Raw genomic sequence first — 21,764 nt, 5'->3', positions numbered from 1 at the left:
CTGATCCCTTGGGCGTCGCCATGGGGAGGGTGGTTATCCGCCTCCCGCATCGTCCAGGATATGGTCGAGGGCACACCTCTTCGAGGCTTTCGGGCAAAGCGCGTTTGAGCAAGATCAAGGAAGCGTGTCGAAGCCAGCGTAACGTTTGAGACATATTCTCATGAATGGGCGTCACGATCACACGCCACGCGAGTGAGCATCACCATGTCGTCCACGCCCACGCACCCCGCTCGACGGAACGGATCGAAGGACAGAACGCCATGAAGAGACCTATTCTCGCCGCCATCCTCGTCGCCATCGCCGGTCCCGTCTTGGCCCAGGCCACGGTGCCTGCGCCTGCGCCGCGCCAGATGCCCACCGCTCAGCCCAGCGAGCCATCACCGATGAATCGGATGCCCATGGGACCGATGATGGGCCAAGGCATGATGGGCGGAAGAATGATGAGTGGGCCACATAGGGGAATGATGGGCCGGTTCTCGCCCGAGGACATGAGCGCCTTCATCGACGCCCACATCGCCGCGATCCACGCCGGTCTCAAGCTGTCGGCCGACCAGGAGAAGCTGTGGCTCCCGGTCGAGGCCGCGATCCGGAACCTGGCCACCTTGCACGTCAGCCATATGCAGGCCATGCGCCAGGCCCGCGGGATGATGACGAGCGACCCGGTCGGCCTGGTCCGCGCGATGGCGGACCGGATGAGTCAGGGAGCGGATGCGATGCGCAAGCTCGCGGATGCCGCCTCACCGCTCTATGCCACGTTGGACGAGGCTCAGAAGCGGCGCCTTCAGGTGCTCGTGCACATGGGCGGCCGTGGCATGATCGGACCGGGAATGATCGGCGCGGGAATGATGGTTCCCGGTGGCCCCATGATGCCGGGCGGATCCGATGATGACGATGACGACAACGCCGACAACCAGGACAGTCGCTGACATCCCGAGCCGTCCGGTTGCAATGCGAATGAATGCGGGCGAGATGATGCGAGAGTTCGGTCGGCCTCGAGGCTCATCGTGACCTCTCGCACTACCCTCACGTTCAATGCCTGAATGGAAGGATCAAGGCGCAGAGATCGACGCGATGCCATCACGAGCGATGACCTTGCCGCCCTTCATCACCATTTTGCGCGGGCGTCGGCTTACAACGGCCTCGGCGAGCGTTTCGCCGTCGAGCAGAACAAGATCCGCTCGGCATCCGGGCTCCAGGCCATAATCATCAAGGCCCATCATTCGCGCTCCGCCATACGTGCAGGTGTCGAGCGCCAGCGCGACCTCGTCGTCGCGACGCAGGTTGTTGCGCAAGCCGACGAGGACAGCCCGCTCCAACATGTCCGGACTATTGTAGGGTCCCCAGGTGTCGCGCACCCCATCATTGCCTGCTGCGACGACGATGCCCGCTTCCATCAGCCGCTTCACGGCCGGTGCTGGCCTTGAGGACGGTGCCGTCGTCAGAATATGAATCTGCGCTTGAGCCAAGGAATCGATCAGCGCCGAGACATAGTCCTGATCGGTCATGCCGAGGCAGAACGCATGGCTGATCGTGACCTTGCGCTGCATCCCCAGAGCCTTCGTGCGCTCGATGATGAGCTCCATGGAGAAAGCTCCCAGCTCCGCCGGTTCATGGAGATGGATGTCGACCGGGACGGCATAGCGCTCGGCAAGATCGAACACGACGTCGAGATGTCCCTTCGGATCGCGATCGATCCCGGCCGGGTCGAGCCCACCGACAACCTGGGCGCCGAGTTGAAGGGCTTTTTCCATAAGCTCGACGGTACCGGGCCGGATGAGCATGCCGCTCTGCGGGAATGCGACGAGTTCGATTTCGACGAGGTCCCGATAGCGCTCCCGGGTCTCGAGAACGCCCTCGATGCCCGCCACGCCGACCTCCGTATCAACATCCACGTGGGTTCGGATGTGCGTTGTGCCGAGGGATGCTGCGAGCACAGCCTGCCGGGCGGATTGACGGGCAGGATCGATGCCAAGAACACGCCGCTGCATCCGCTCGTTGTCGATCTTATCGATGAGGCGCGGCCCCACCTCGTTGCGATACCAGCCCATGCCGAGGAGCGTCTTGTCCATATGGGTATGGGCCTCGACGAGCCCAGGGATCAGGATGGCCCCGCCTCCATCCAGGATCTCCGTGTCCTCCGGAACCTCACTGGTGGCGGCGATCCGTCCCTCACGGATGGTCACAGAGGTCGTCTCTCCTCCCATGGGGCGCACATTGCGGATCACCAGGCTATGCATCAGCGTCCTCGCTTCTCAGATCGAATCCGGGGCAACACGGTTGGAATGGATTGCCATTCCATGCCACTTGTATACAATTATGCATACAGAATGCCAATAGGATCCCCGCCTCCTGAAGAATCCACGCTTCCTGAGCGGTCGGTTTTGTGGAACATAGTTCGTCCCCTGAGTTCCCACGCAAGGTCCAATGAACGCTTCAGCCAGAAAGCCCAAGTCAGCCGCCGGTACTCGGAGTGATTCCGTTTATGCTGGGCTTCGCCGGGCGATCATTGAGCAGGCGCTGATGCCGGGAGACAAGTTGACGGAAGACGTCATCGGCGAGCGGTTCGGCGTCAGCCGGACGATCGTCCGGACCGTTCTCGCGCGCCTTCATGCCGAAGGGCTCGTCGACATGCAGCCGAACAAGGGCGCCACCATCGCGCAGCCGAGCCTGTCGGAAGCGCAGGACGTTTTCGAGACGCGAATGTGCCTGGAACGCCAAGTTCTTGTTCGGCTTGCGGAAAAGGTCACTCTCGACGACATTGAGCGCCTGCAGCGACATGTCGATCTGGAGACGAAAGCCAACACGCAGGATGGAGCCGCGGCGATCCGTCTGGCAGGCGAATTTCATATTCTTCTGGCTTCCCTCTCCGGCAACAGAGTCCTTGCCCGGTATGTCGACGAGGTGGTTTCACGCTGCTCGCTCATCCTGGCGCTCTACAGCCGGCCGCACTCCTCCGATTGCTCGATCCATGAGCATCAGCAGATCATCGATGCGCTCCGGCTGCGGAACAGCCAGGCTGCCATCGACGCCATGGATCATCATCTCAAGGCGGTGACGGACCGGGCACTCCTTTCCTCCACGTCCGACAAGCAGCGGGACATCCGGTCCATCCTCGACCGTTACGCTTCCTGAGCACCGGACCCGCGCCTCCCAATGCTATCGATCGAGGCCGGGATGCTTCTCTCGATGGGAGAGCATTGCCTGCTATAGCGCCAGATCCCGCACCAGAGTGACGAAAATTCAGTCACAGGCCGAATTGACGGCCTAATGTTTGTATGCAATTTTTTCCGTCATTGTATCCAATAAAGAATCCGTTCCAGAGGATCTGTGGAGGTCAATCATGAAAACCAGACTTGCGGCCAGCCTGACCGTCGCCGTCGCCGCCCTGATGGGAGTGTCGGCGGAAGCCAAGACCTTGCGGTGGGCCTCGCCCACGGACATCACGACGCTCGACCCCTATGCGCATACGGAGAGCTTCACGACGAGCATGCTGCACCACGTCTTCGACCCCCTGGTGCGCCGCGGCCGCAATCTGGAGCTGGAACCAGCGCTGGCGGTGAGCTGGAAGACCATGAAGCCCGATACCTGGCGCTTCGAGCTGCGTCGGAACGTGAAATTCCACAATGGCAATCCCTTCACGGCGGACGATGTGGTCGCCTCGATCACCCGTATCCTCGATCCGGGGGCTCGGGCTCGCGGCAACCTCGCGACCGTGGTCAGGGCGGAGAAGGTCGACGACTTCACGGTCGACATCATCACGCAGGGCCCCTACCCGCTGCTCCTCAACGATCTCGCCGGGATCTACATCCTCGACAAGGAATGGATGGAGGCCAACGGAGCCCTGAAGCCCGGGAATATCGCGACCGGCGTCACGACCGCGGCATCGACGACCGCCATCGGCACGGGACCCTTCAAGGTGGAATCCTACAAGCCTGACGCGGGCACGACCTTCGTGGTGAATCCCGATTGGTGGGACAAGCCGCAGCACAATCTCACCCGCATCGAGTTCAAGCCCGTGAAATCGGATGCGACCCGCGTCGCCGCCCTGCTGTCGGGCGAGCTGGACCTGATCGCCCCCGCGCCTCTGCAGGACCTTCAGCGGATCTCCTCATCGCAAGGCTTCAAGGTCATCGAGGAGCCTTCCCTGCGCCTCATCATGCTCTCGCTCAATGTCCGTCCCGAGCTGAAGGCGATGCCCGGCCAGAAGAACCCTCTGCTCGACGTCAAGGTGCGTCAGGCCATGTGGCATGCCATTGACATGGAGACGATCAAGAAGCGCGTGATGCGCGACAAGTCGCGCAATACCGGCACGCTCGTCGCACCACCCGTCCCGGGCTACGCCAAGAAGAACGATGTGACGCTGGCCTATGACCAGAACAAGGCGAAGCAGCTCTTGGCGGAAGCCGGTTATCCCAACGGCTTCAAGACGAAGCTGAACTGCCCGAATGATCGTTACATCAACGACGAGCAGACCTGTGTGGCTATCGCGTCCATGTGGGCGAAGGTCGGCATCCAGGCGGAACTGCAGACCGAGTCGCGTGCGACCTACTTCCCGCGCCAGGATCGCGGCGAATTCGATGTGTCCATGGTGGGCTGGGCAACCCTGCCGCCCATGGATGGCTTCAGCGTCCTCTCGTCGCTGCTCACCGAGCAGAAGGACGGGTACGGCGGTTCCAATGCGGGCACCTATAGCAATCCGCAGATCGAGGACCTGACCCGCAAGGCCGCCGTCGAGCTCGACGAGCCGAAGCGCCGCGCCATGCTGGCGGAAGCCCTCAAGGTCGCGCGGGACACGGTCGCCTACATCCCGCTCCACCAGCAGCCGTTGGCCTGGGCCGTCCGCGACGGCGTCGACGTTCCGCAGTTTCCGGACGAATACGTCCGCCTGTGGTTCGCGACCGTCAAGTAAACCCGCAGCAGGAGACGGGCGGCTCGCCTGATAGAGGCGGGCCGCCGAGGAAACACCCATGTTCAACGTCCTCATCTCCCGGCTGGGCCAAGCCGTCCTCGTGATGCTCGTCGTATCGGCGGTGTCTTTCGTGATGTTCCGCTATGTCGGCGACCCTGTTGCGACGATGTCGCGGGAGAATGCCTCCGTGGAGGAGAAGGCTGAGCTCCGGCGCTCGCTCGGCCTCGATCAGCCGCTCGTCGTTCAGTATGGCCATTTCCTGAGCCGCACCCTCAGGGGCGACCTGGGCATCAGCTATCGCAATCAGCGACCGGTCACGGAGCTCATCGCCGAACGGCTTCCCGCCACGCTGGAACTCGTGATCATTGCGACGATCCTGTCGCTCGCCCTCGGCATCCCGCTCGGCGTGCTCTGCGCGCTCAAGCCCCATGGCATCGCCGCAAGACTGGTTCAGGCTCTTTCCCTCATCGGCATATCGACACCCACCTTCGTGACTGGCATCGTGCTCATCCTGGTCTTCGCCGTGTCCCTCGGTTGGCTGCCCTCGTTCGGACGCGGCCAGGTCGTCGATCTCGGATGGTGGTCGACAGGTTTCTTGACGATCAGCGGCCTGAAGTCCCTTCTCCTTCCGGGCATTACGCTCGCTCTGTACCAGCTCACCCTCATCATGCGTCTGGTGCGGGCGGAGATGATCGACGTTCTGTCCAGCGACTACATCCGGTTCGCGAAAGCCCGCGGCTTGCCGGCGCGCTACATCCACTTCCGGCTCGCTTTGCGAAACGCCCTAATGCCGGTCATCACGGTCACGGGCCTCCAGATCGGCTCCCTCATCGCCTTCGCCATCGTGACGGAAACCGTCTTCCAATGGCCGGGCATGGGCCTTCTCTTCATCCAGGCCGTGAGCTTCGTCGATATTCCCGTCATGGCGGCCTACCTGCTCTTCGTGGGCCTGCTCTTCGTCCTCATCAACACCGTCGTCGACATTCTCTACGCGGTGGTCGATCCCCGCCTGCGCGCGAGGTCCGCATGAAAACACTCGCCTCCACCCCCGGTCTGTTCGTCCGATTAGGCGCTCCGCTCTCGGTGATTGTCGCCGCCATCGTGGCCCTGTTCCTCGTGGCCTGCGCTTTGCTCGCCTCCTGGATCGCGCCCTACGATCCAACCGATCTTGCTTCATTCGATCTGATCAACGCCGAATTGCCGCCCGCCTTTACCACCGATGGCGATCCGAGCTTTCTTCTGGGAACGGACAATCAAGGCCGCGACCTGCTCTCCGCCATGCTCTATGGTGCGCGCGTGTCCATCGCCATCGGCGGCGGCGCGGTCCTGCTCGCTGCGACCCTCGGCGTCACCCTGGGTCTTCTCGCCGGCTATTTCGGTGGCCGCGTCGATGCCCTGATCATGCGGATCGGCGACGTGATCCTGAGCTTCCCGACGATCCTGCTGGCGCTCCTGGTCAGCGGCATCGCGCGGGCGATCTTTCCCGGAGCGGCCACGGCCGAATGGGCGCCGATCATCCTGATCTGCGCCATCGCCATCCATGAATGGGTGCAATATGCCCGCACCGTACGGGCCGCTACCATGGTCGAGACAGCGAAGGACTATGTTCGCGCCGCGAAGGTTATCGGCCTGCCACCGAGGCGGATCATGCTGCGGCATATCCTGCCGAACGTGATGAGCCCGGTCCTCGTTATCTCCACGATCAATCTCGCCGCAGCCGTGCTCACCGAAGCGACCCTGTCCTTTCTCGGGGTCGGCATGCCTCCCACCTACCCGTCGCTCGGCACACTGATCCGCATCGGCAACGAGTTCGTGTTCTCGGGCATATGGTGGATCGCCCTCTTCCCGGCGCTCGCGCTCGTGATTCTTGTCCTGTCCGTTAACATCGTCGGCGATTGGCTTCGTGATCGCTTCAATCCCAAGCTGAGGGTGAAACGATGAACGCGCAATCCACACCCGTTCTCGCCATCGACAATCTGCGCGTCGAATACCCTCTCGCAAACGGGAGCGTCTTCACTGCCGTGGAGAACGCCTCTCTCATCATCCGCCCGGGCGAGATCCACGCCCTTGTAGGTGAATCCGGTGCCGGCAAGACGACCATCGGCAACACGGTGATGGGGCTTCTTGAAAAACCGGGACGCATCGCGGCCGGGAGCATCCATATCGACGGCAAGCGCTTCGATCCCGCCAGAGGATCGGCGGAGGGTATCATTCTCGGCCGCGATGTCGGAGCCGTGTTTCAGGATCCGATGACGAGCCTGAATCCGCTCTTCACCATCGAGAGCCAGCTCACGGAAGCGATGCGCTTCCACCTCAGGCTGAGCAAGACCGCAGCCCAGGCGCGCGCGCTGGAACTGCTCGAAGCCGTCGGGATTCCCGAGCCGCGTCGCCGTCTCAAGGCCTATCCTCACCAATTGTCCGGCGGCCAGCGCCAGCGTGTGGTGATCGCAGCCGCTCTCTCCTGCAATCCCAGGCTCCTGGTTGCCGACGAGCCGACGACGGCGCTCGATGTGTCGGTTCAGGCGCAGATCCTCAAGCTGGTGCGCGATCTGGCAGATGATCGCGGGATTGGCATCCTGCTCGTCACCCACAACATGGGCGTCGTCGCCCAGATCGCCGACCGCGTCACGATCATGCATCGGGGCAAGGTCGTCGAGACCGGATTGACGGAAGAGGTTCTGCGCCGCCCCAAGGCTCCCTATGCCAAGGCGCTGATTGGCGCGGTTCCTCGAATCGACCAGCGCCTCGACCGGTTTCCCGTTCTGGGCGATGAGGGCAAGGGCCGCGCGGAGCAGGCTCGAGCGGAACTGCGCGCGAAGGCCGATCGCGCGGACGCACCGTCCGACGAAGCGCCCATCCTGTCGGTCGAAAACCTGTGTGTCGATTACAGCACCAGCGGCTGGCTGCCCGGCTCGAAAGGCCATCGCTTTCGCGCCGTGGATGGCGTTTCCTTCTCTGTCCGCAGCGGCGAGGTCTTCGGCCTCGTAGGCGAATCCGGCTGCGGCAAGACGACCATCGCCAATGTCGTGTCGGGCCTCGTGCGTCCTACGGCGGGCCGCGTGCTCTATCGCGGCCAGAGCATCGCCGGAGAAGGCGCGACACGCCGTGTCGGGCCGCTTCGACAGGCGATCCAGATGATCTTTCAGGATCCCTATTCATCGCTCAACAGCCGCATGCGGATCGGCTCGATCCTGTCCGAGCCGATCCTCTTCTATCGTCTCGCCGACACCCGTTCCGAGGCCGAGCGCGACGTGGAGCGGCTGATCGAAGCCGTAGGCCTCGATGCGGAGGCAGCACAACGCTTTCCGCATGCGTTCTCCGGCGGCCAGAGACAGCGCCTCTCCATCGCTCGGGCGCTCGGTGCCAGACCCAAGCTCATCGTCTGCGACGAGCCGACATCCTCCCTCGACGTCTCCGTCCAAGCACAGATCCTGAACCTTCTGAAGGACCTGCGTGACGCCACCGGACTGACCCTCCTTCTGATCAGTCACGACCTCGCCGTGGTGCGCCAGATGTGCGACCGGGTGGCCGTCATGCGTCAGGGCAAGCTCCTGGAGCAGGCAGACTCAGAAACCCTCTTCGATGCGCCACAGCATGCCTATACCCAGGAACTGCTGTCGCTCGTTCCGACCCTCGACCGTATTCGCGGCGAAACCAAAGCCGCCTGACCGACCGGAGTTCATTTCATGGCTGACATCATCATCACCAACGGCATCGTCGTCACGATGGACCCGCACCGGAGGGTCATCGAAAACGGTGCCGTCGCCATCGAGAAGGACCGGATCGTCGCCGTCGGGACAACGGAAGAGATCCTGGCGAGCCATCAGGCGCCCACGATGATCAACGCCAGCCGCAAGATCGTCATGCCGGGTCTGATCGACGGACACGCCCATGCAGGGCACGGCCTGATCAAGACCATGGGCGGCGGCGACAGCGACGCATGGTACGAGGCCTGTCACAAGGCTTATACTGTGGCCTCCACGCCCGAATTCTGGCGCGCGGAGGCGCGTCTCGCTGCACTCGAGCGTTTGCGCTTCGGCGTGACCACAGGCGTTTCTTTGCTGGGCGGGGGAGACACGATCCTTCGCACCGACGAACCCATCTACGGTGATGCTCATTGCGAAGGCGTGCGGGAAGTCGGCACCCGGTCCGTCGTCGCCGTCGGGCCGACCCGGCCTCCCCATCCCCGTACCTATGCGCGCATTGTGGACGGAAAAGCCGTCGAGCGCCCCGTAAGCTTCGAGGAGCAGTTCGAAACCTGCAAGACACTCATCGATACCTGGCACGGCAAGCATGGCGGGCGCCTCAACATCGCACTCATCACACCGACCCTGCGGGCGGAGCATCTCGCGGAGCTTGGTGCGGAGAACTTGGAGGAGGCAAAACGACAGGCTCGGATGACGGCGGCTCTCGCGCGTGAAGCCGGCCTCGTCTTCACGCAGGACGGGCACACGAAGGGAAGCGTCGCCTATGCCAAGGAGCTCGGTATCCTAGGTCCAAACGCCCTGCTCTCGCACTCCACCAACCTCACCGAGGATGAAATCCGGATCGTTGCCGACACGGGAACGAGCATCGCCCACAATCCAAGCGCCATCGCGTCGATCCTCGGGCGATGCCCGGTGCCCGAATTGCTGGAAGCGGGGGCCAATGTCTGCCTCGGCTCGGACGCCACGGCGCCGGATCGATCCGGCGATATGTTCCGGCACATGCAGCAATGCATGCATTACCACCGGACCTACTTCAAGGATCCCACCTGGCTGCCGCCGGGCCGGGTGCTGGAAATGTGCACCATCGACGGCGCCAAAGCGCTCGGGATGGATAAGGACATCGGGTCGCTCGAAGTCGGCAAGAAGGCTGATGTGGTATTGGTCGATCTGCGCCGGCCGCACCTCTATCCCCTCAACATGCCGGTCTTCCGGCTGATCTACTTCGCCAACGGCAATGACGTCGATACAGTAATAGTCGATGGCCGCATCGCCCTGCAGGATCGTAAAGCCGTGTTCGTCGACGAGGATGAAGTGCTCGACGACGCGCAGCGCGAGACCGAGGCGATGCTCGAGCGGACCGGATTCCAGTCCATGCTCGAGACGCCGAAGATGTTCTGGCACCACGTGAGAGCCACCGATCAGATCGAACATTGACGGCCCACGACGGCGAGATCGAACCCGCTGCACCCGAGCATCACGACAAACCGCACCAGCCGCCTCCACGCGGCTGGAAGGACAGATCATGCCAATAGTACGCGACCGGGAGACGAAGGAGACGCAAGCGCTACGCGGCAGCACGCGGGCTGGATCCCTCCCCGTTGCCTTCGTCGTGTCCTGCGTCGTGATCGCGGCGCTCAACCTGCGGCCTGCCCTCACCTCGACCGCCACCATGATGACGGAGGTTCAGGCGAGCCTGGATCTCAGCCGGGCGTGGATCGGCGTTCTGACCACGATGCCGGTGCTCTGCTTCGGTATTTTCGGGCCGCTGGCGCCTTTCCTCTCCGCCATGCTCGGCCTCGAACGCGCCATCGCGGTCCTTCTCCTAGGCCTTGCGGCGGGGCTCGCCCTGCGCGGGATCCCGACGGGCTTCGCGCTGTTCGGCGGCACCCTCATCGCAGGAGCAGCCATCGGGATGGTGGGCGTGCTCCTGCCCGTCGTGATTCGCCGCCGCTTTCCGGCGCAGCTCGGCCCGATGACAGGATTCTACACGATGGTCCTGAGCATCGGTGGGGCCAGCGCCGCGGGGCTGACGCCTGTTTTGGAGGGAGCCTGGCGCTCCTGGCCCATGGCCCTGGCGAGCTGGAGCATTCTCGCTCTTGCCGGCGGCATCATGTGGGCCACCCTCGCTTCCGGCGAGACGGCTTCCTCCAGCACCGCCCGCCTGCCGCGCTTCTCACTTCTGCTGCGCGACCGCCTGGCTTGGTCGGTTACGGCCTTCATGGGGCTTCAAGCTGGGCTAGCCTTCATCGTCCTTGGCTGGCTGCCGACACTGCTGCGCGATCGAGGGCTCGATGTGCTTGATGCGGGCGTCGTCACATCCGTTTCGATCCTGGCGCAGACGGTGACCGCGCTGCTGGTGCCCTCGCTCGCGACGCGACGGGTGTCACCCCGGCTTCTGATTCTGCTGGTTCTCATGGCCACCTGCACGGGATTTCTCGGCCTGCTCTATGCGCCGCTCGCCTCCCGCGTCCTGTGGGCGCTCGTCCTTGGCCTGGGCCAGGGAGGGCTGTTCGGACTGGCGCTTCTGTTCGTCTCTCTGCGCTCGCCAACCGCGGAGGTCACGGCGATGCTGTCGGGCATGTCGCAGAGTATCGGCTATCTCGGCGCATCCCTATGCCCCTTTGCCGTCAGTGTGCTGCGCAGCAGCGACGATCCCTTCCGGGGCCCCGCCATCATGGTGGTCCTGATCACGGCGGCCTGCATCTGGTCCGGTCTGAGAGCCGCGGCGCCCGCCTATGTGCTTCCCCATCTCAAACAGGGCTGACGACGTCACTCTCTCGATGTCTGCACAGCGGAAGCCTCAGACGGCTTCCGGCAACCTCTCGATCAGCTTGTCCAGCGTGAGCGGATAGTCGCGCACGCGAATCCCGGTGGCGTTATAGACCGCATTGGCGACCGCCGCTCCGACGCCGCAGATACCGAGTTCAGCCACACCCTTGGCCTTCATCGGCGACGACATCGGATCCACCTCGTCGAGGAAGACGACGTCCTGATGCGGGATATCGGCATGAACCGGTACTTCGTAACCGGCGAGGTCGTGATTGACGAAGAAGCCGCGCTTCGTATCAACCGCGAGCTTCTCCATCAGGGCTGCGCCAACTCCCATGGTCATGGCCCCGATCACCTGACTGCGGGCCGATTTGGGATTCAGGATGCGGCCAGCCGCACACACCGCCAGCATGCGTCGGACCCGGATCTCGGCCGTCGCGGCATCGACTCCGACCTCGGCGAAATGGCCGGCAAAGGTCGATTGCTGCTGCTTCTTGGCGAGGTCTCCGTATTCGATCATGTCCTCGGCGACAAGTTCGCCCCCGCTCGCGGCAGCGGCGAGGGGAACGCTCCGGTTGCCGGAGCGCACTTCGTTATCCGCGAACACCGCCTCGGCGGAGTTGAAGCCGAGCTTTGCTGCCACGGCTTCGCGCAGCTTGACGCAGGCGGCGTAGACCCCAGCCGTGGAATTGTTCGCGCCCCATTGCCCACCAGACCCGGCCGAGGCCGGAAAGGCGGAATCACCGAGCCGGACGTTCACCATCTCCAGCGGGACCCCCATCATCTCGGCCGCCGTCTGGGCAAGGATGGTGTAGGACCCCGTCCCGATATCGGTCATATCGGTTTCGACCGTCACCATGCCGCGTCCGTCAAGGCGCACGCGGGCCGCCGACTTGGTCAGGAGGTTGTTGCGGAACCCGACCGCCATACCGTATCCCACGAGCCAGCGCCCATCCCGGACATGGCCCGGCTGTTGCTGACGCCGATCCCAGCCGAAGCGCTCAGCACCATGCCGCAGGCAACCCACCAGATCCCGATGCGAGAAGCGGCGTTCCGGCTTCTCAGGATCGACCTGGGTATCGTTGATGATACGAAACTGCACCGGATCGATGCCGAGCTTCTCGGCCATCTCGTCCATGGCGATTTCGAGCGCCAGCAGACCGGGCGCCTCTCCGGGCGCCCGCATGGCGTTGCCTTCCGGAAGATCGAGATGCGCGAGACGCAGTGCCGTCAGTCGATTGGCCCCCGCATAGAGCAGTCTCGTCTGGTCGACCGCCGTCTCGGGCTTGCCGTCCGCGAGGTTGCCCGACGTACTCTCGTGCGCGATCGCAGTGATCGTGCCGTCCGGGTTTGCGCCGATCCGAATGCGCTGGATCGTCGCCGGCCGATGCGTGGTGTTGTTGGCGATCAAGGGACGGGTCAGTGCCAGTTTGACCGGTCGTCCCGCGGCTTTGGCGCCGAGGGCCGCCAACACCGCATCGGCGCGGATGAAGAGCTTTCCTCCAAAGCCTCCACCGACATAGGGCGCATCGAGACGCACGTTCTCGGCCGGGATGCCGAGGATCTTGGCGATGCTGCCCTTGCCCCAGGCGATCATCTGGTTCGAGGTCCAGAGCGTGAGCTTGTCCCCGTTCCAGGCCGCGATCGTGGCGTGCGGCTCCATCATGGCGTGGCTTTCGTCTGACGTCGTATAGCTCTCGTCGAGCTTGACCGGCGCAGCCGCGAAAGCCTCCTCGAAGTTTCCGATCCGCGCTTCGTGCGGAGCCCCGCTGCCCTCGCCGCTGTCGCTCGCGACCGGCTCCGCATGGGGAGCTTCGGCCTCGAGGTCATATTTTCCGGGCTCCTGCCGGTAATCGACGCGGATCAGGTGCGCCGCCGCGCGGGCCTGTTCGAAGGTCTCCGCGACCACGACGGCAATCGCCTGATGGTAGTGTTGGATGACCGGCCCGCCGAACAGGTAGGCGGCGTTCATCCGGCCCCGCCCCAGGCGAGGCGTGTCGAGCGTCGTGACGATGGCCAGAACGCCGGGGGCGCTCCGGGCGTCGCTCAGATGCATGGCATCGATGCGCCCCTTGGCGATCGCCGAGCCGAGCACGAAACCGTAAGCCTGGTTCGGCACCGCGTCGTGACGCTCATAGGCATAGGGAGCGGTCCCCGTGGTTTTGTACTTGCCGTCGATGCGGTCGGTCGGGCGACCGATGACCTTGAGCTGATCGATCGGGCTAGTGCCGGCAGGAGTGTCGAATTTCATGGTTCAGGCCCTTGCCTCGGTCAGCACTGTCGCAATCGTGCGCTCGACGAGTGGAAGCTTGAAAGCGTTGTCTCGGGTTGGCTTGGCATCGGCAAGGAGCGCCGCTGCCGCCGCCTTCGCGCCGCGGGACAGTTCCGCGTCCGCTCCTTCGATCCGCCAGGGCTTGTGCGCAACGCCGCCAAGGGCCACCCGCCCTGTGCCATCTGGCTGCACGATGGCTGCGACCGAGACCAGCGCGAAGGCGTAGGAAGCCCGGTCTCGGACCTTGCGATAGACCTGCTTGCCGCCCACTGGCGGCGGCAGGGTGACGGCCGTGATGAGCTCGCCCGGGTCAAGCACGGTCTCGACATGGGGTGTATCGCCAGGAAGACGATGGAACTCGGCGATCGGAATCGCTCGCGTCTTTCCGTCGGCATCGACCGTCTCGATCGTCGCATCGAGCGCCCGCATGGCAACCGCCATGTCGGATGGATTGGTCGCGATGCAGGCTTCGCTCACGCCGACGACCCCGAGTTGCCGGCTGACCCCGTCCAATGCCGAGCAGCCCGATCCCGGCTCCCGTTTGTTGCAGGGATGGGCCGTGTCGTAGAAATAGGGGCAGCGGGTACGCTGCAGCAGGTTGCCGGCGGTGGTCGCTCGGTTGCGCAGCTGTCCGGAGGCGCCGGCGAGGAGCGCGCGCGACAGGACCCCGTAATCGCGCCGAATCCGCTCGTCGGCTGCGAGGTCCGTATTGCGCATGAGCGCCCCGATGCGCAGGCCGCCCTCGGGTGTCGCCTCGATCCCATCGAGCTTGAGGCTGTTGATGTCGACGAGATGGGTGGGCGTCTCGATCTGCAGCTTCATCAGATCGAGCAGATTCGTCCCGCCCGCGATGAACTTGGCGCCGGGGTTGCGCGCGACCGCGGCGACGGCCTGCGCCGGTGAGCTGACGCGCTCGTAGGTGAAGGCCTTCATCCTTGCCTCTCCACGACTTCAGTGATGGCTTCGACGATGTTGGAGTAAGCGCCGCAGCGGCAGATGTTGCCGCTCATGCGCTCGCGCATCTCGGTCTCCGTCGGCTGGACGGGCGCGAGGAGATCCGCCGTGACATGGCTTGGAATGCCGGCCTTGATTTCCTCCAGCATTGCGACGCTCGAGCAGATCTGGCCTGGCGTGCAGTAACCGCATTGATAGCCGTCATGCTTGATGAACGCGGCCTGCATCGGATGGAGATTGTCGGGCTGGCCCAGCCCCTCGATCGTGGTGACGGAGCTGCCCTCCTGCATGACGGCGAGCGTCAGGCAGGAATTGATCCGGCGTCCATCCACGATCACCGTACAGGCGCCGCACTGCCCGTGGTCACAGCCCTTCTTGGTGCCGGTCAGGTGCAGATTCTCGCGGAGAAGATCGAGAAGCGTCGTTCTCGTATCGACATTCCGTGTATGAGATTTTCCATTCACCGTGAGGGACACCTGGAACTCGACAGGGTTTCCATCGGGCCCCGGCTGCGCCTTCGCGGTGCCTGGCATGGCCGGCATGGCCGCGCACGCACCGGCACCGACCATCAGATCACGCCGGTTCAGATTCAGGTCGTCCGAACCCACCATTTTCGGTCTCCAGTCCGTCGAGGATTGTCTGATACTGGGAATGACTCGCCCACGCCCACGATGCCCGCGCATCTCGCCGAACGCCTCCACGGCGCGAACAGTTCCGGTGGGCTGGGTCGCGGCTTTCAACATTCCAGCACGGGATATGCAACAAGACCCAGACAAGTGTGGCGGACGAAGAAATTGTCCAGACCGAACATTATTATGCTGGAGCTAAGCCTTGACTTGCGTTTATCCGGCCCCTCCGTGCATCCAGAGCATTAGGAACAGAAACCCGATGCGTACAGAGGTGCCCTCACGCGATGCCGAGATAGGCCGCCTTGATCTTAGGATCGGCGAGTAGCGCGGAACCGGCGCCGCAATGCGCGACCTTTCCAGTTTCCAGTACATAGCCGCGATCCGCGATCGCCAGGGCCGCGCTGGCGTTCTGCTCGACGAGGAGCACCGTGATGCCGTCCTTCTTGAGAGACACGATGGCATCCAGGATCTGGTCGACGAGAAGCGGTGACAGGCCAAGCGACGGCTCGTCCAGCAACAGAAGCTTCGGGCGTCCCATGAGGGCACGGCCAATGGCGAGCATCTGCTGCTGACCGCCCGACAATCCACCCGCCAAGAGATGCCGCTTCTCGGCCAGGACCGGGAACATGGTGAAGATGCGGTCGCGATCCTGGTCGATGGCCTTGTCCCGGCGTCTGTAGGCGCCAAGCCGCAGATTGTCCTCGACGGTCAGAGGCCCGAAGACCTGCCGTCCTTCCGGCGACTGCGTCATGCCCAACTCTACTCTCTTGTGGGGCGGCAGCCGGTCGATGCGTTGGCCCTTGAAGCGGATTTCACCGCTGGTGATGGGCTGAACACCCGAGAGCGCGCGCAGCAGCGTCGTCTTGCCCGCTCCGTTCGAGCCGACCAGCGCGACGATCTCGCCGGTTTGAACGTCGAGATCGATGCCCTTGAGCACCTCGATCCGGCCATAGACACTGCGCAGATTTCTCACCTCAAGCACGGGCAGCCTCCCGGGCGCCGTGCTGTCCCAGATAAGCCTCAAGGACCCTTGGATCATCGCGCACCTCCCGCGGCGTCCCTTCCACCAGCGGCCGCCCTCGCTCGAGCACGAGGATCCTGTCTGAGATCTTCATCACGAGCTTCATGTCGTGTTCGACGAGGACCACGGCGACGCCCCGGTCGGCGACCTGCTTGATCAGGTGGTCGATTTCCTCCGTCTCCACCGCATTGCAGCCGGCGGCAGGCTCATCGAGAAGAAGCACGCGCGGTTCGGCGGCGAGCGCGCGCGCAATCTCGAGCCGCTTGCATGCCCCATAAGGCAAGGAACCGGCGGGAACATCGGCAGCGTCCTTCAAGCCCACCTCGGCGAGGAGATCAAGCGCCGCCGCCCGGGTCTCCCGGTTCTGACGCGTGACGGAAGGCGTCCTGAACAGGGCCGGCAGGAGGCTGCACTTCTCCCGCAGATGTCGCCCTACCATCACGTTCTCGCAGGCCGTCATGCGCTGGAAAATCTGCAGGTTCTGGAAGGTCCGAGAAAGCCCGCGCGCGGCGAGCCTATGAGGGGGAAGCCCTGTCACGTCCTCGTCCGCGAGGTGGATCGATCCGCGGCTCGCCGTATAAACGCCGGACACGATGTTGAAGAGCGTCGTCTTGCCGGCGCCGTTGGGCCCGATGATCGACAGAATCTGCCCGGGGCTGGCGGAAAAGCTCACGCCGTCCACGGCCTTCACGCCGCCGAAGGAAATGCCGATGTCGTTCGCTTTCAGGATCGTCATGAGCGGGCCCTCCGGACCAGCAGGCCTGACAGGCTCGGCACGATGCCGTTGCGCATGAAGATCATTGCCACGATGATGATGAGGCCCAGCAGGAGATGCTCGTATTCCTGGAAGATCGTCAAAGCCTGCGGGAGGGTGATGAGCACCGCGGCGCCGACGATGCTTCCAAACACGGAGCCGAGCCCGCCCAGCACGACGATGGTGACGAGTTCCACTGAGTGCAGGAAGCCCGCCTGATCCGGATTGATGAAGCCGTTCATGAAGGCAAGGGCGGAGCCTGCGAGCGAAGCATAGATTGCGGCGATCACGAAGGCCTGTAGCTTGAAGCGCGCCACGTCGACACCGACCACCTGTGCGGCCACCTCGCTGTCATGGAGCGCGCGGAAGGCGCGTCCGGTCGGCGTCTCGTCGAGGTTGAGGGCGATCCAGGTTCCGACGAGGAGAAGTCCGCCGGTGACCCAGTACCATGTATACGATCCGCTCACCCGCCAGCCGAAGAGGGTCAACCGTTCGACCGGCATGCCGTCCGGTCCGCCAGTCCAGCGGCTCTCTGTTGTAATGACGAGGGCCACGAGGACGCCGAGGCCCAGGGTCGCGATGGCAAGGTAATGCCCTTTCAGCCGCAGGATCGGGCGCCCGACCAGATAGGCGAGAATGCCTGAGAGAACCGCGCCGACGAGCAGCGCGGCCCACGGCGGAATGCCGAGATGCGTCGGCCCGATCGCCACCGCATAGGCGCCGATGCCGAAGAAGGCCGCATGTCCCAGGCTGACCTGGCCCGCCTGCCCCATCAGGATGTTGAGGCCGATGGCGGCGAGCGCCGAGACCCAGACGAGTGAGGCCACACGGAAATAATAGCTCGATGGAAAGACGAACGGCAGCGCGGCGATCACCGCCGCCAGTACGAGGAGCGTGATGGAGCGCTGGTTCAGGAGTGCCCGCATGTCTACACCCTCTCCACGACCCGACGTCCGAACAGGCCCTGGGGGGCCGCGAACAGGACGATAAGAATGACGACGAATGCGAAAGCATCCTTGTAGGTCGAGCTGATGTAGCCCGCGCCGAACGCTTCCAGTAGACCGAGCAACAGACCGCCCACGACGGCGCCGAGAGGATTGCCCATGCCGCCCAGCATGGCGGCAGCGAACCCCTTCAGGGCTAGCAGCGTGCCGACGTCGTAGCTCGTCAGCGTGATCGGTGTCACGAGGATGCCGGCGATGGCCCCGATGGCGGCGGAGCCGCCGAAGGCCAATGCCATGATGGTGGTCGTGTTGATTCCGACGAGACGCGCCGCGAGGCGATTGGCCGCCGTCGCCAGCACGGCTTTGCCCGTGATGGTGTGTTCGAGAAAGACATAGAGCGCCAGCACGACAACTGCCGTTCCGCCCAGCACCCAGAAGCTCTGCGGCTGCACGGCCGCACCCAGCACGTCAACCGGCGTATCGCCCGTAAAGGCAGGCAGCTTGTGGAACTGCTTGTCGAAAACGATGGCCGCGAGGCCGCGCAGCAGGATCGATGCCCCGATGGTGATGATGATGAGGGTCACGGCCGATGCACCGCGAGCAGGCTCGATGGCGAAGCGATGCAACAGCAGCCCGATCGCGACGGCTACGCCGATGGCAATGACGGCGGCCAGCGGAAGGGGCACACCGGCCGCCGACACGAACACCGTCACCATGCCGCCGAGCATGACGAATTCGCCCTGAGCGAAATTCACCACACCCGACGCGTTGTAGATCAGGGTGAAGCCGAGTGCGACCAGCGCATAGACGGCTCCCACCGTCAAACCGGAAATGAGGAACTGGAGGAACTCGGCCATGATGCTGTCCTGTAACCTTCTAGGGCATCGGACCCAAAAGTGGACTTACACTTTTGGGTCCGATGCTCCACTCCTTGAAGAGCGCATCCTTCGGGGCGGAAAAACCCGAGTCCACTTATCGATGACCCGGCCTCTGGGTCCGCACGATGCGCTAGGTGCGGAACGAGAGGCTGATATTCAGCATCCCGTCCGATCGGTTGCGTCGAGGGATCAGCTTCCCGAAGCGACCAGGTTCCAGTCTCCGCCCTTGATCTCGAGCATGCGGAAGGCCGAGAGGTCGAGGCCGAGATGGTCGGTGGGCGACATGTTCACGATGCCACCGGTGCCGACGAACCCCTTGGTCTTTTCGATCTCGTCGCGGATTTTCTTCGGGTCGGTCGAGTTCGCGCGCTTCATGGCCTCGACCAGGATGAAGAGGCCGTCATAGGCGTGACCGCCGAAGGTCGAGACCGACTGCTTGGTCGCGCCTTCGTAGGCCTGCTTGTATTCCGTCACGACCTTCTTCTGCGGATCGCTCTCCGGCAGCTTGTCGCCGACGAGAAGGGCGGCGGCCGGCAGGCGCACGCCTTCCGCGGCAGCTCCGGCGAGGTCGATGAAGCTCTTCGAAGCCACGCCATGGCTTTGGTAGAACGGGATGTTGGTCATGCCGAGCTGGGCGTAGTTGCGAGTCACGATGGCCGGCCCCTGCCCGAAGCCCGGATTGACCACCGCCTGCACGCCGGCCGTGTTCTTGATCTTGGTCAGCTGGGCGGTCATGTCGCTGTCGCGCGGGCCGTAGCTCTCGTCGCTGAGGATCTCCATGCCGTAGTTCGGCGCGACCTTGACGCATTGCGCGCGCATGGAGGCCCCAAACCCGTCCGTGCCCGAGATCAGGCCGATCTTGGTGAGATTGCGCTTCTTCAGATCCTCGAAGATCTTCTCGCACGCCATCTTGTCCGTGTGCGGCGTCTTGAAGACGAACTTGCGCACGGGGTCGATCACCTCGATGGCGCCCGCAAGCGAGATGAACGGAACCTGCGCCTCTTCGAAGACTGGGATCATCGCCATGGTGGAGCCGGTGGTCGTTCCACCGACCATGGCGATCACCTCGTCATCCTCGATCAGGCGCGTCGCGAACGTGCGCGCCTTGTTGGCATCGCCGCCATCGTCGTAGATCACGAGCTCGATCTTCTTGCCGGCGACACCGCCTGCCGCATTGATCTTGTCGACATAGAGCCGCAGCGTCTTGTCTTCCGGTTCTCCGAGGAAGGACGACGGCCCGGTGACCGAGAGCACCGACCCGATCTTGACGGTGTTCTGGGCGAGAGCACCCTGCGCAAAGCCGAAGCTCATGACGCTGGCGACCAAGAGTGATTTGAGAGCGGTCTTCGAGTTCATCTGTTTCCTCCGGTTTCGTTGTCGTTGTCTGTTTTTATTGTTGCGCAAAGACTCGGGCTCCCAGGGCGCCGCGGATCATTGCGGAAGGAGGCGATCAGGAGACGGTAAAGCCGGCGTAGCTTTGGATACGGATCCTGTCGGCCGCCAAAGCATGCCATCCCGCTTATCGCCCTGAAGGACCGAGTGTTGGCTGATTGACGCTGTTTCTCTCATCAATATAATTGACCGGACGGTTGGTCAATAGTAAACAAGTCGCACGACCATCCGCTTGCCATCAGCGAAAATTCGGGAGGGCCATGGTGGAGAACGATCTCATCGTCACGGAGCGTCGCGAGGGCTATCGGGTCCTCGCCCTCAACAGGCCCGACCGCCTGAACTCCTTCAACGAGGCGATGCATGCGGCCCTGATGTCCGCCCTGCTCGACGCCGAAGCGGACGAGACCTGCCGCGCCCTTGTCCTCACGGGTGCCGGACGCGGGTTCTGCGCCGGCCAGGATCTGTCGGACCGGGTCTTCAGCCCCGGACAGGTTCCGGATCTCTCCTCAACCCTGGAGCGCCTCTACAATCCGCTCGTGCGCAAGCTGCGCGCGCTACAGATGCCCGTCATCTGCGCGGTGAACGGCGTTGCCGCGGGGGCCGGCGCCAACATCGCGCTCGCCTGCGACATCGTCCTGGCGGGACGTTCTGCCAAGTTCATTCAGGCCTTCGCCAAGCTCGGCCTCGTGCCGGATTCGGGTGGCACCTGGTTCCTGCCGCGCCTCGTTGGACCGGCGCGTGCGCGGGCTCTCGCGCTTCTCGCCGAACCGGTCACGGCGGAGCAGGCGGAAGCCTGGGGCATGATCTGGAAGGCTGTCGACGATGCCGCCTTGATGGATGAGGCGCATCGCCTTGCCGCCCACTTCGCGGTTCAGCCGACCGCCGGCCTCGGGTTGATCAAGCAGGCGCTCGATGCCTCCGAGACGAACGATCTCGACCGGCAGCTCGATCTCGAGCGCGACCTGCAGGGACAGGCGGGACGCACGCCGGATTACATCGAAGGCGTCAGGGCGTTCTTCGAGAAACGGCAGCCGAAATTCACCGGGAGGGCGTGATGGACACGCGATCGCATCAACAGGACGATGCGTCCCACGCCCTGGCCGCAGCCTGCGCCGAGGCCATGTGGGCGGAGGATCAGGCGAGCCAAGGGCTCGGCATGGTGATCGAGCGCGTGTCGCCGGGCGAGGCCATCCTCTCCATGACGATCCGCCCCGACATGACGAACGGGCACGGCATCTGCCACGGCGGCTTCATCTTCACGCTGGCGGACTCAGCCTTCGCGTTCGCCTGTAACACCTACGACCAGCGCACGGTGGCGCAGCATTGCGCGCTGACGTTCCTTAAACCGAGCCGGCGGGGCGACAGGCTCACGGCCCATGCGGTCGAGCGCAACCGCTCGGGCCGCTCCGGCATCTACGACGTGACGGTCCGCGACGGCAAAGGCGAGGTCGTCGCCGAATTCCGTGGCCATTCGCGCACCATCGCGGGCACGCTTCTCGGCTCAGATCCTCAATAAGAACAAACGAATGGGAGGT

Annotated in this window: 19 protein-coding genes; 10 read left to right on the top strand and 9 right to left on the bottom strand. The window is 63.8% G+C overall.

What is annotated here, in order from left to right:
- The first annotated feature begins 260 nt into the window (after positions 1-260).
- Positions 261-926: a Spy/CpxP family protein refolding chaperone gene (locus OC446_RS02090; RefSeq protein WP_262027377.1), complete on the top strand. Its 666-nt coding sequence runs from the start codon at positions 261-263 to the stop codon at positions 924-926.
- Between the two features lie 123 nt (positions 927-1,049).
- On the opposite strand, the gene OC446_RS02085 is transcribed toward OC446_RS02090, so the two are convergent.
- The gene (locus OC446_RS02085; RefSeq protein ID WP_262027376.1) at positions 1,050-2,237 is read right to left on the bottom strand and encodes an amidohydrolase family protein; all 1,188 of its coding nucleotides are present in this window, start codon (positions 2,235-2,237) and stop codon (positions 1,050-1,052) included.
- A 187-nt stretch (positions 2,238-2,424) separates the two neighbouring features.
- Between OC446_RS02085 and OC446_RS02080 the strand changes: the two genes are divergently transcribed.
- The 7 genes from OC446_RS02080 to OC446_RS02050 all read left to right on the top strand — a co-directional run bounded on the left by OC446_RS02080 (position 2,425) and on the right by OC446_RS02050 (position 11,380).
- On the top strand, positions 2,425-3,132 hold the full coding sequence (locus OC446_RS02080) for a GntR family transcriptional regulator (protein ID WP_262027375.1): 708 nt from the start codon (positions 2,425-2,427) through the stop codon (positions 3,130-3,132).
- A 208-nt stretch (positions 3,133-3,340) separates the two neighbouring features.
- On the top strand, positions 3,341-4,909 hold the full coding sequence (locus OC446_RS02075) for an ABC transporter substrate-binding protein (RefSeq protein WP_262027374.1): 1,569 nt from the start codon (positions 3,341-3,343) through the stop codon (positions 4,907-4,909).
- Positions 4,910-4,967: 58 nt separating this feature from the next.
- Positions 4,968-5,939 carry an ABC transporter permease gene (locus OC446_RS02070; RefSeq protein WP_262027373.1) on the top strand — a complete coding sequence of 324 codons (972 nt, stop codon included), beginning with the start codon at positions 4,968-4,970 and terminating at the stop codon, positions 5,937-5,939.
- Positions 5,936-6,850 carry an ABC transporter permease gene (locus tag OC446_RS02065; protein ID WP_262027372.1) on the top strand — a complete coding sequence of 305 codons (915 nt, stop codon included), beginning with the start codon at positions 5,936-5,938 and terminating at the stop codon, positions 6,848-6,850. The genes OC446_RS02070 and OC446_RS02065 overlap by 4 nt, the downstream gene beginning before the upstream one ends.
- Complete coding sequence (locus OC446_RS02060) at positions 6,847-8,577, top strand: dipeptide ABC transporter ATP-binding protein (protein WP_262027371.1); 1,731 nt, start codon at positions 6,847-6,849, stop codon at positions 8,575-8,577. Before OC446_RS02065 ends, OC446_RS02060 begins: the two co-directional genes overlap by 4 nt.
- An 18-nt stretch (positions 8,578-8,595) precedes the next feature.
- Complete coding sequence (locus OC446_RS02055) at positions 8,596-10,050, top strand: amidohydrolase family protein (RefSeq protein ID WP_262027370.1); 1,455 nt, start codon at positions 8,596-8,598, stop codon at positions 10,048-10,050.
- An 88-nt stretch (positions 10,051-10,138) separates the two neighbouring features.
- On the top strand, positions 10,139-11,380 hold the full coding sequence (locus OC446_RS02050; RefSeq protein WP_262027369.1) for an MFS transporter: 1,242 nt from the start codon (positions 10,139-10,141) through the stop codon (positions 11,378-11,380).
- A 36-nt stretch (positions 11,381-11,416) separates the two neighbouring features.
- On the opposite strand, the gene paoC is transcribed toward OC446_RS02050, so the two are convergent.
- The 8 genes from paoC to OC446_RS02010 form a co-directional block, all read right to left on the bottom strand.
- Positions 11,417-13,636, bottom strand: a complete 2,220-nt coding sequence (gene paoC, locus OC446_RS02045; protein WP_262027368.1) for an aldehyde oxidoreductase molybdenum-binding subunit PaoC — start codon at positions 13,634-13,636, stop codon at positions 11,417-11,419.
- Between the two features lie 3 nt (positions 13,637-13,639).
- The gene (locus tag OC446_RS02040) at positions 13,640-14,590 is read right to left on the bottom strand and encodes an FAD binding domain-containing protein (protein ID WP_262027367.1); all 951 of its coding nucleotides are present in this window, start codon (positions 14,588-14,590) and stop codon (positions 13,640-13,642) included.
- Positions 14,587-15,222: an aldehyde dehydrogenase iron-sulfur subunit PaoA gene (paoA, locus tag OC446_RS02035; RefSeq protein WP_262027366.1), complete on the bottom strand. Its 636-nt coding sequence runs from the start codon at positions 15,220-15,222 to the stop codon at positions 14,587-14,589. Before paoA ends, OC446_RS02040 begins: the two co-directional genes overlap by 4 nt.
- Positions 15,223-15,517: 295 nt before the next feature.
- On the bottom strand, positions 15,518-16,222 hold the full coding sequence (locus OC446_RS02030; protein ID WP_262027365.1) for an ABC transporter ATP-binding protein: 705 nt from the start codon (positions 16,220-16,222) through the stop codon (positions 15,518-15,520).
- The gene (locus OC446_RS02025; protein ID WP_262027364.1) at positions 16,215-16,997 is read right to left on the bottom strand and encodes an ABC transporter ATP-binding protein; all 783 of its coding nucleotides are present in this window, start codon (positions 16,995-16,997) and stop codon (positions 16,215-16,217) included. Before OC446_RS02025 ends, OC446_RS02030 begins: the two co-directional genes overlap by 8 nt.
- On the bottom strand, positions 16,994-17,941 hold the full coding sequence (locus OC446_RS02020; RefSeq protein ID WP_262027363.1) for a branched-chain amino acid ABC transporter permease: 948 nt from the start codon (positions 17,939-17,941) through the stop codon (positions 16,994-16,996). The genes OC446_RS02025 and OC446_RS02020 overlap by 4 nt, the downstream gene beginning before the upstream one ends.
- Before the next feature lie 2 nt (positions 17,942-17,943).
- Positions 17,944-18,816, bottom strand: coding sequence for a branched-chain amino acid ABC transporter permease (locus OC446_RS02015; protein ID WP_262027362.1), 873 nt, complete (start codon positions 18,814-18,816; stop codon positions 17,944-17,946).
- Between the two features lie 210 nt (positions 18,817-19,026).
- Positions 19,027-20,193: an ABC transporter substrate-binding protein gene (locus OC446_RS02010; protein WP_410054991.1), complete on the bottom strand. Its 1,167-nt coding sequence runs from the start codon at positions 20,191-20,193 to the stop codon at positions 19,027-19,029.
- Between the two features lie 296 nt (positions 20,194-20,489).
- On the opposite strand from OC446_RS02010, the gene paaG reads away from it, so the two are divergent.
- Positions 20,490-21,284: a 2-(1,2-epoxy-1,2-dihydrophenyl)acetyl-CoA isomerase PaaG gene (gene paaG, locus OC446_RS02005; protein ID WP_410054990.1), complete on the top strand. Its 795-nt coding sequence runs from the start codon at positions 20,490-20,492 to the stop codon at positions 21,282-21,284.
- Positions 21,284-21,745 (top strand): hydroxyphenylacetyl-CoA thioesterase PaaI, encoded by a 462-nt coding sequence (paaI, locus tag OC446_RS02000; protein ID WP_262027361.1) that lies wholly within the window; start codon positions 21,284-21,286, stop codon positions 21,743-21,745. Before paaG ends, paaI begins: the two co-directional genes overlap by 1 nt.
- Positions 21,746-21,764: the final 19 nt, after the last annotated feature.

The sequence above is a fragment of the Microvirga sp. Mcv34 genome, assembly GCF_024519725.1.
GTDB lineage: Bacteria > Pseudomonadota > Alphaproteobacteria > Rhizobiales > Beijerinckiaceae > Microvirga.
The sequence above is the reverse complement of the archived record's forward strand: the minus strand, read 5'-3'. Positions and strand labels throughout refer to the sequence as shown.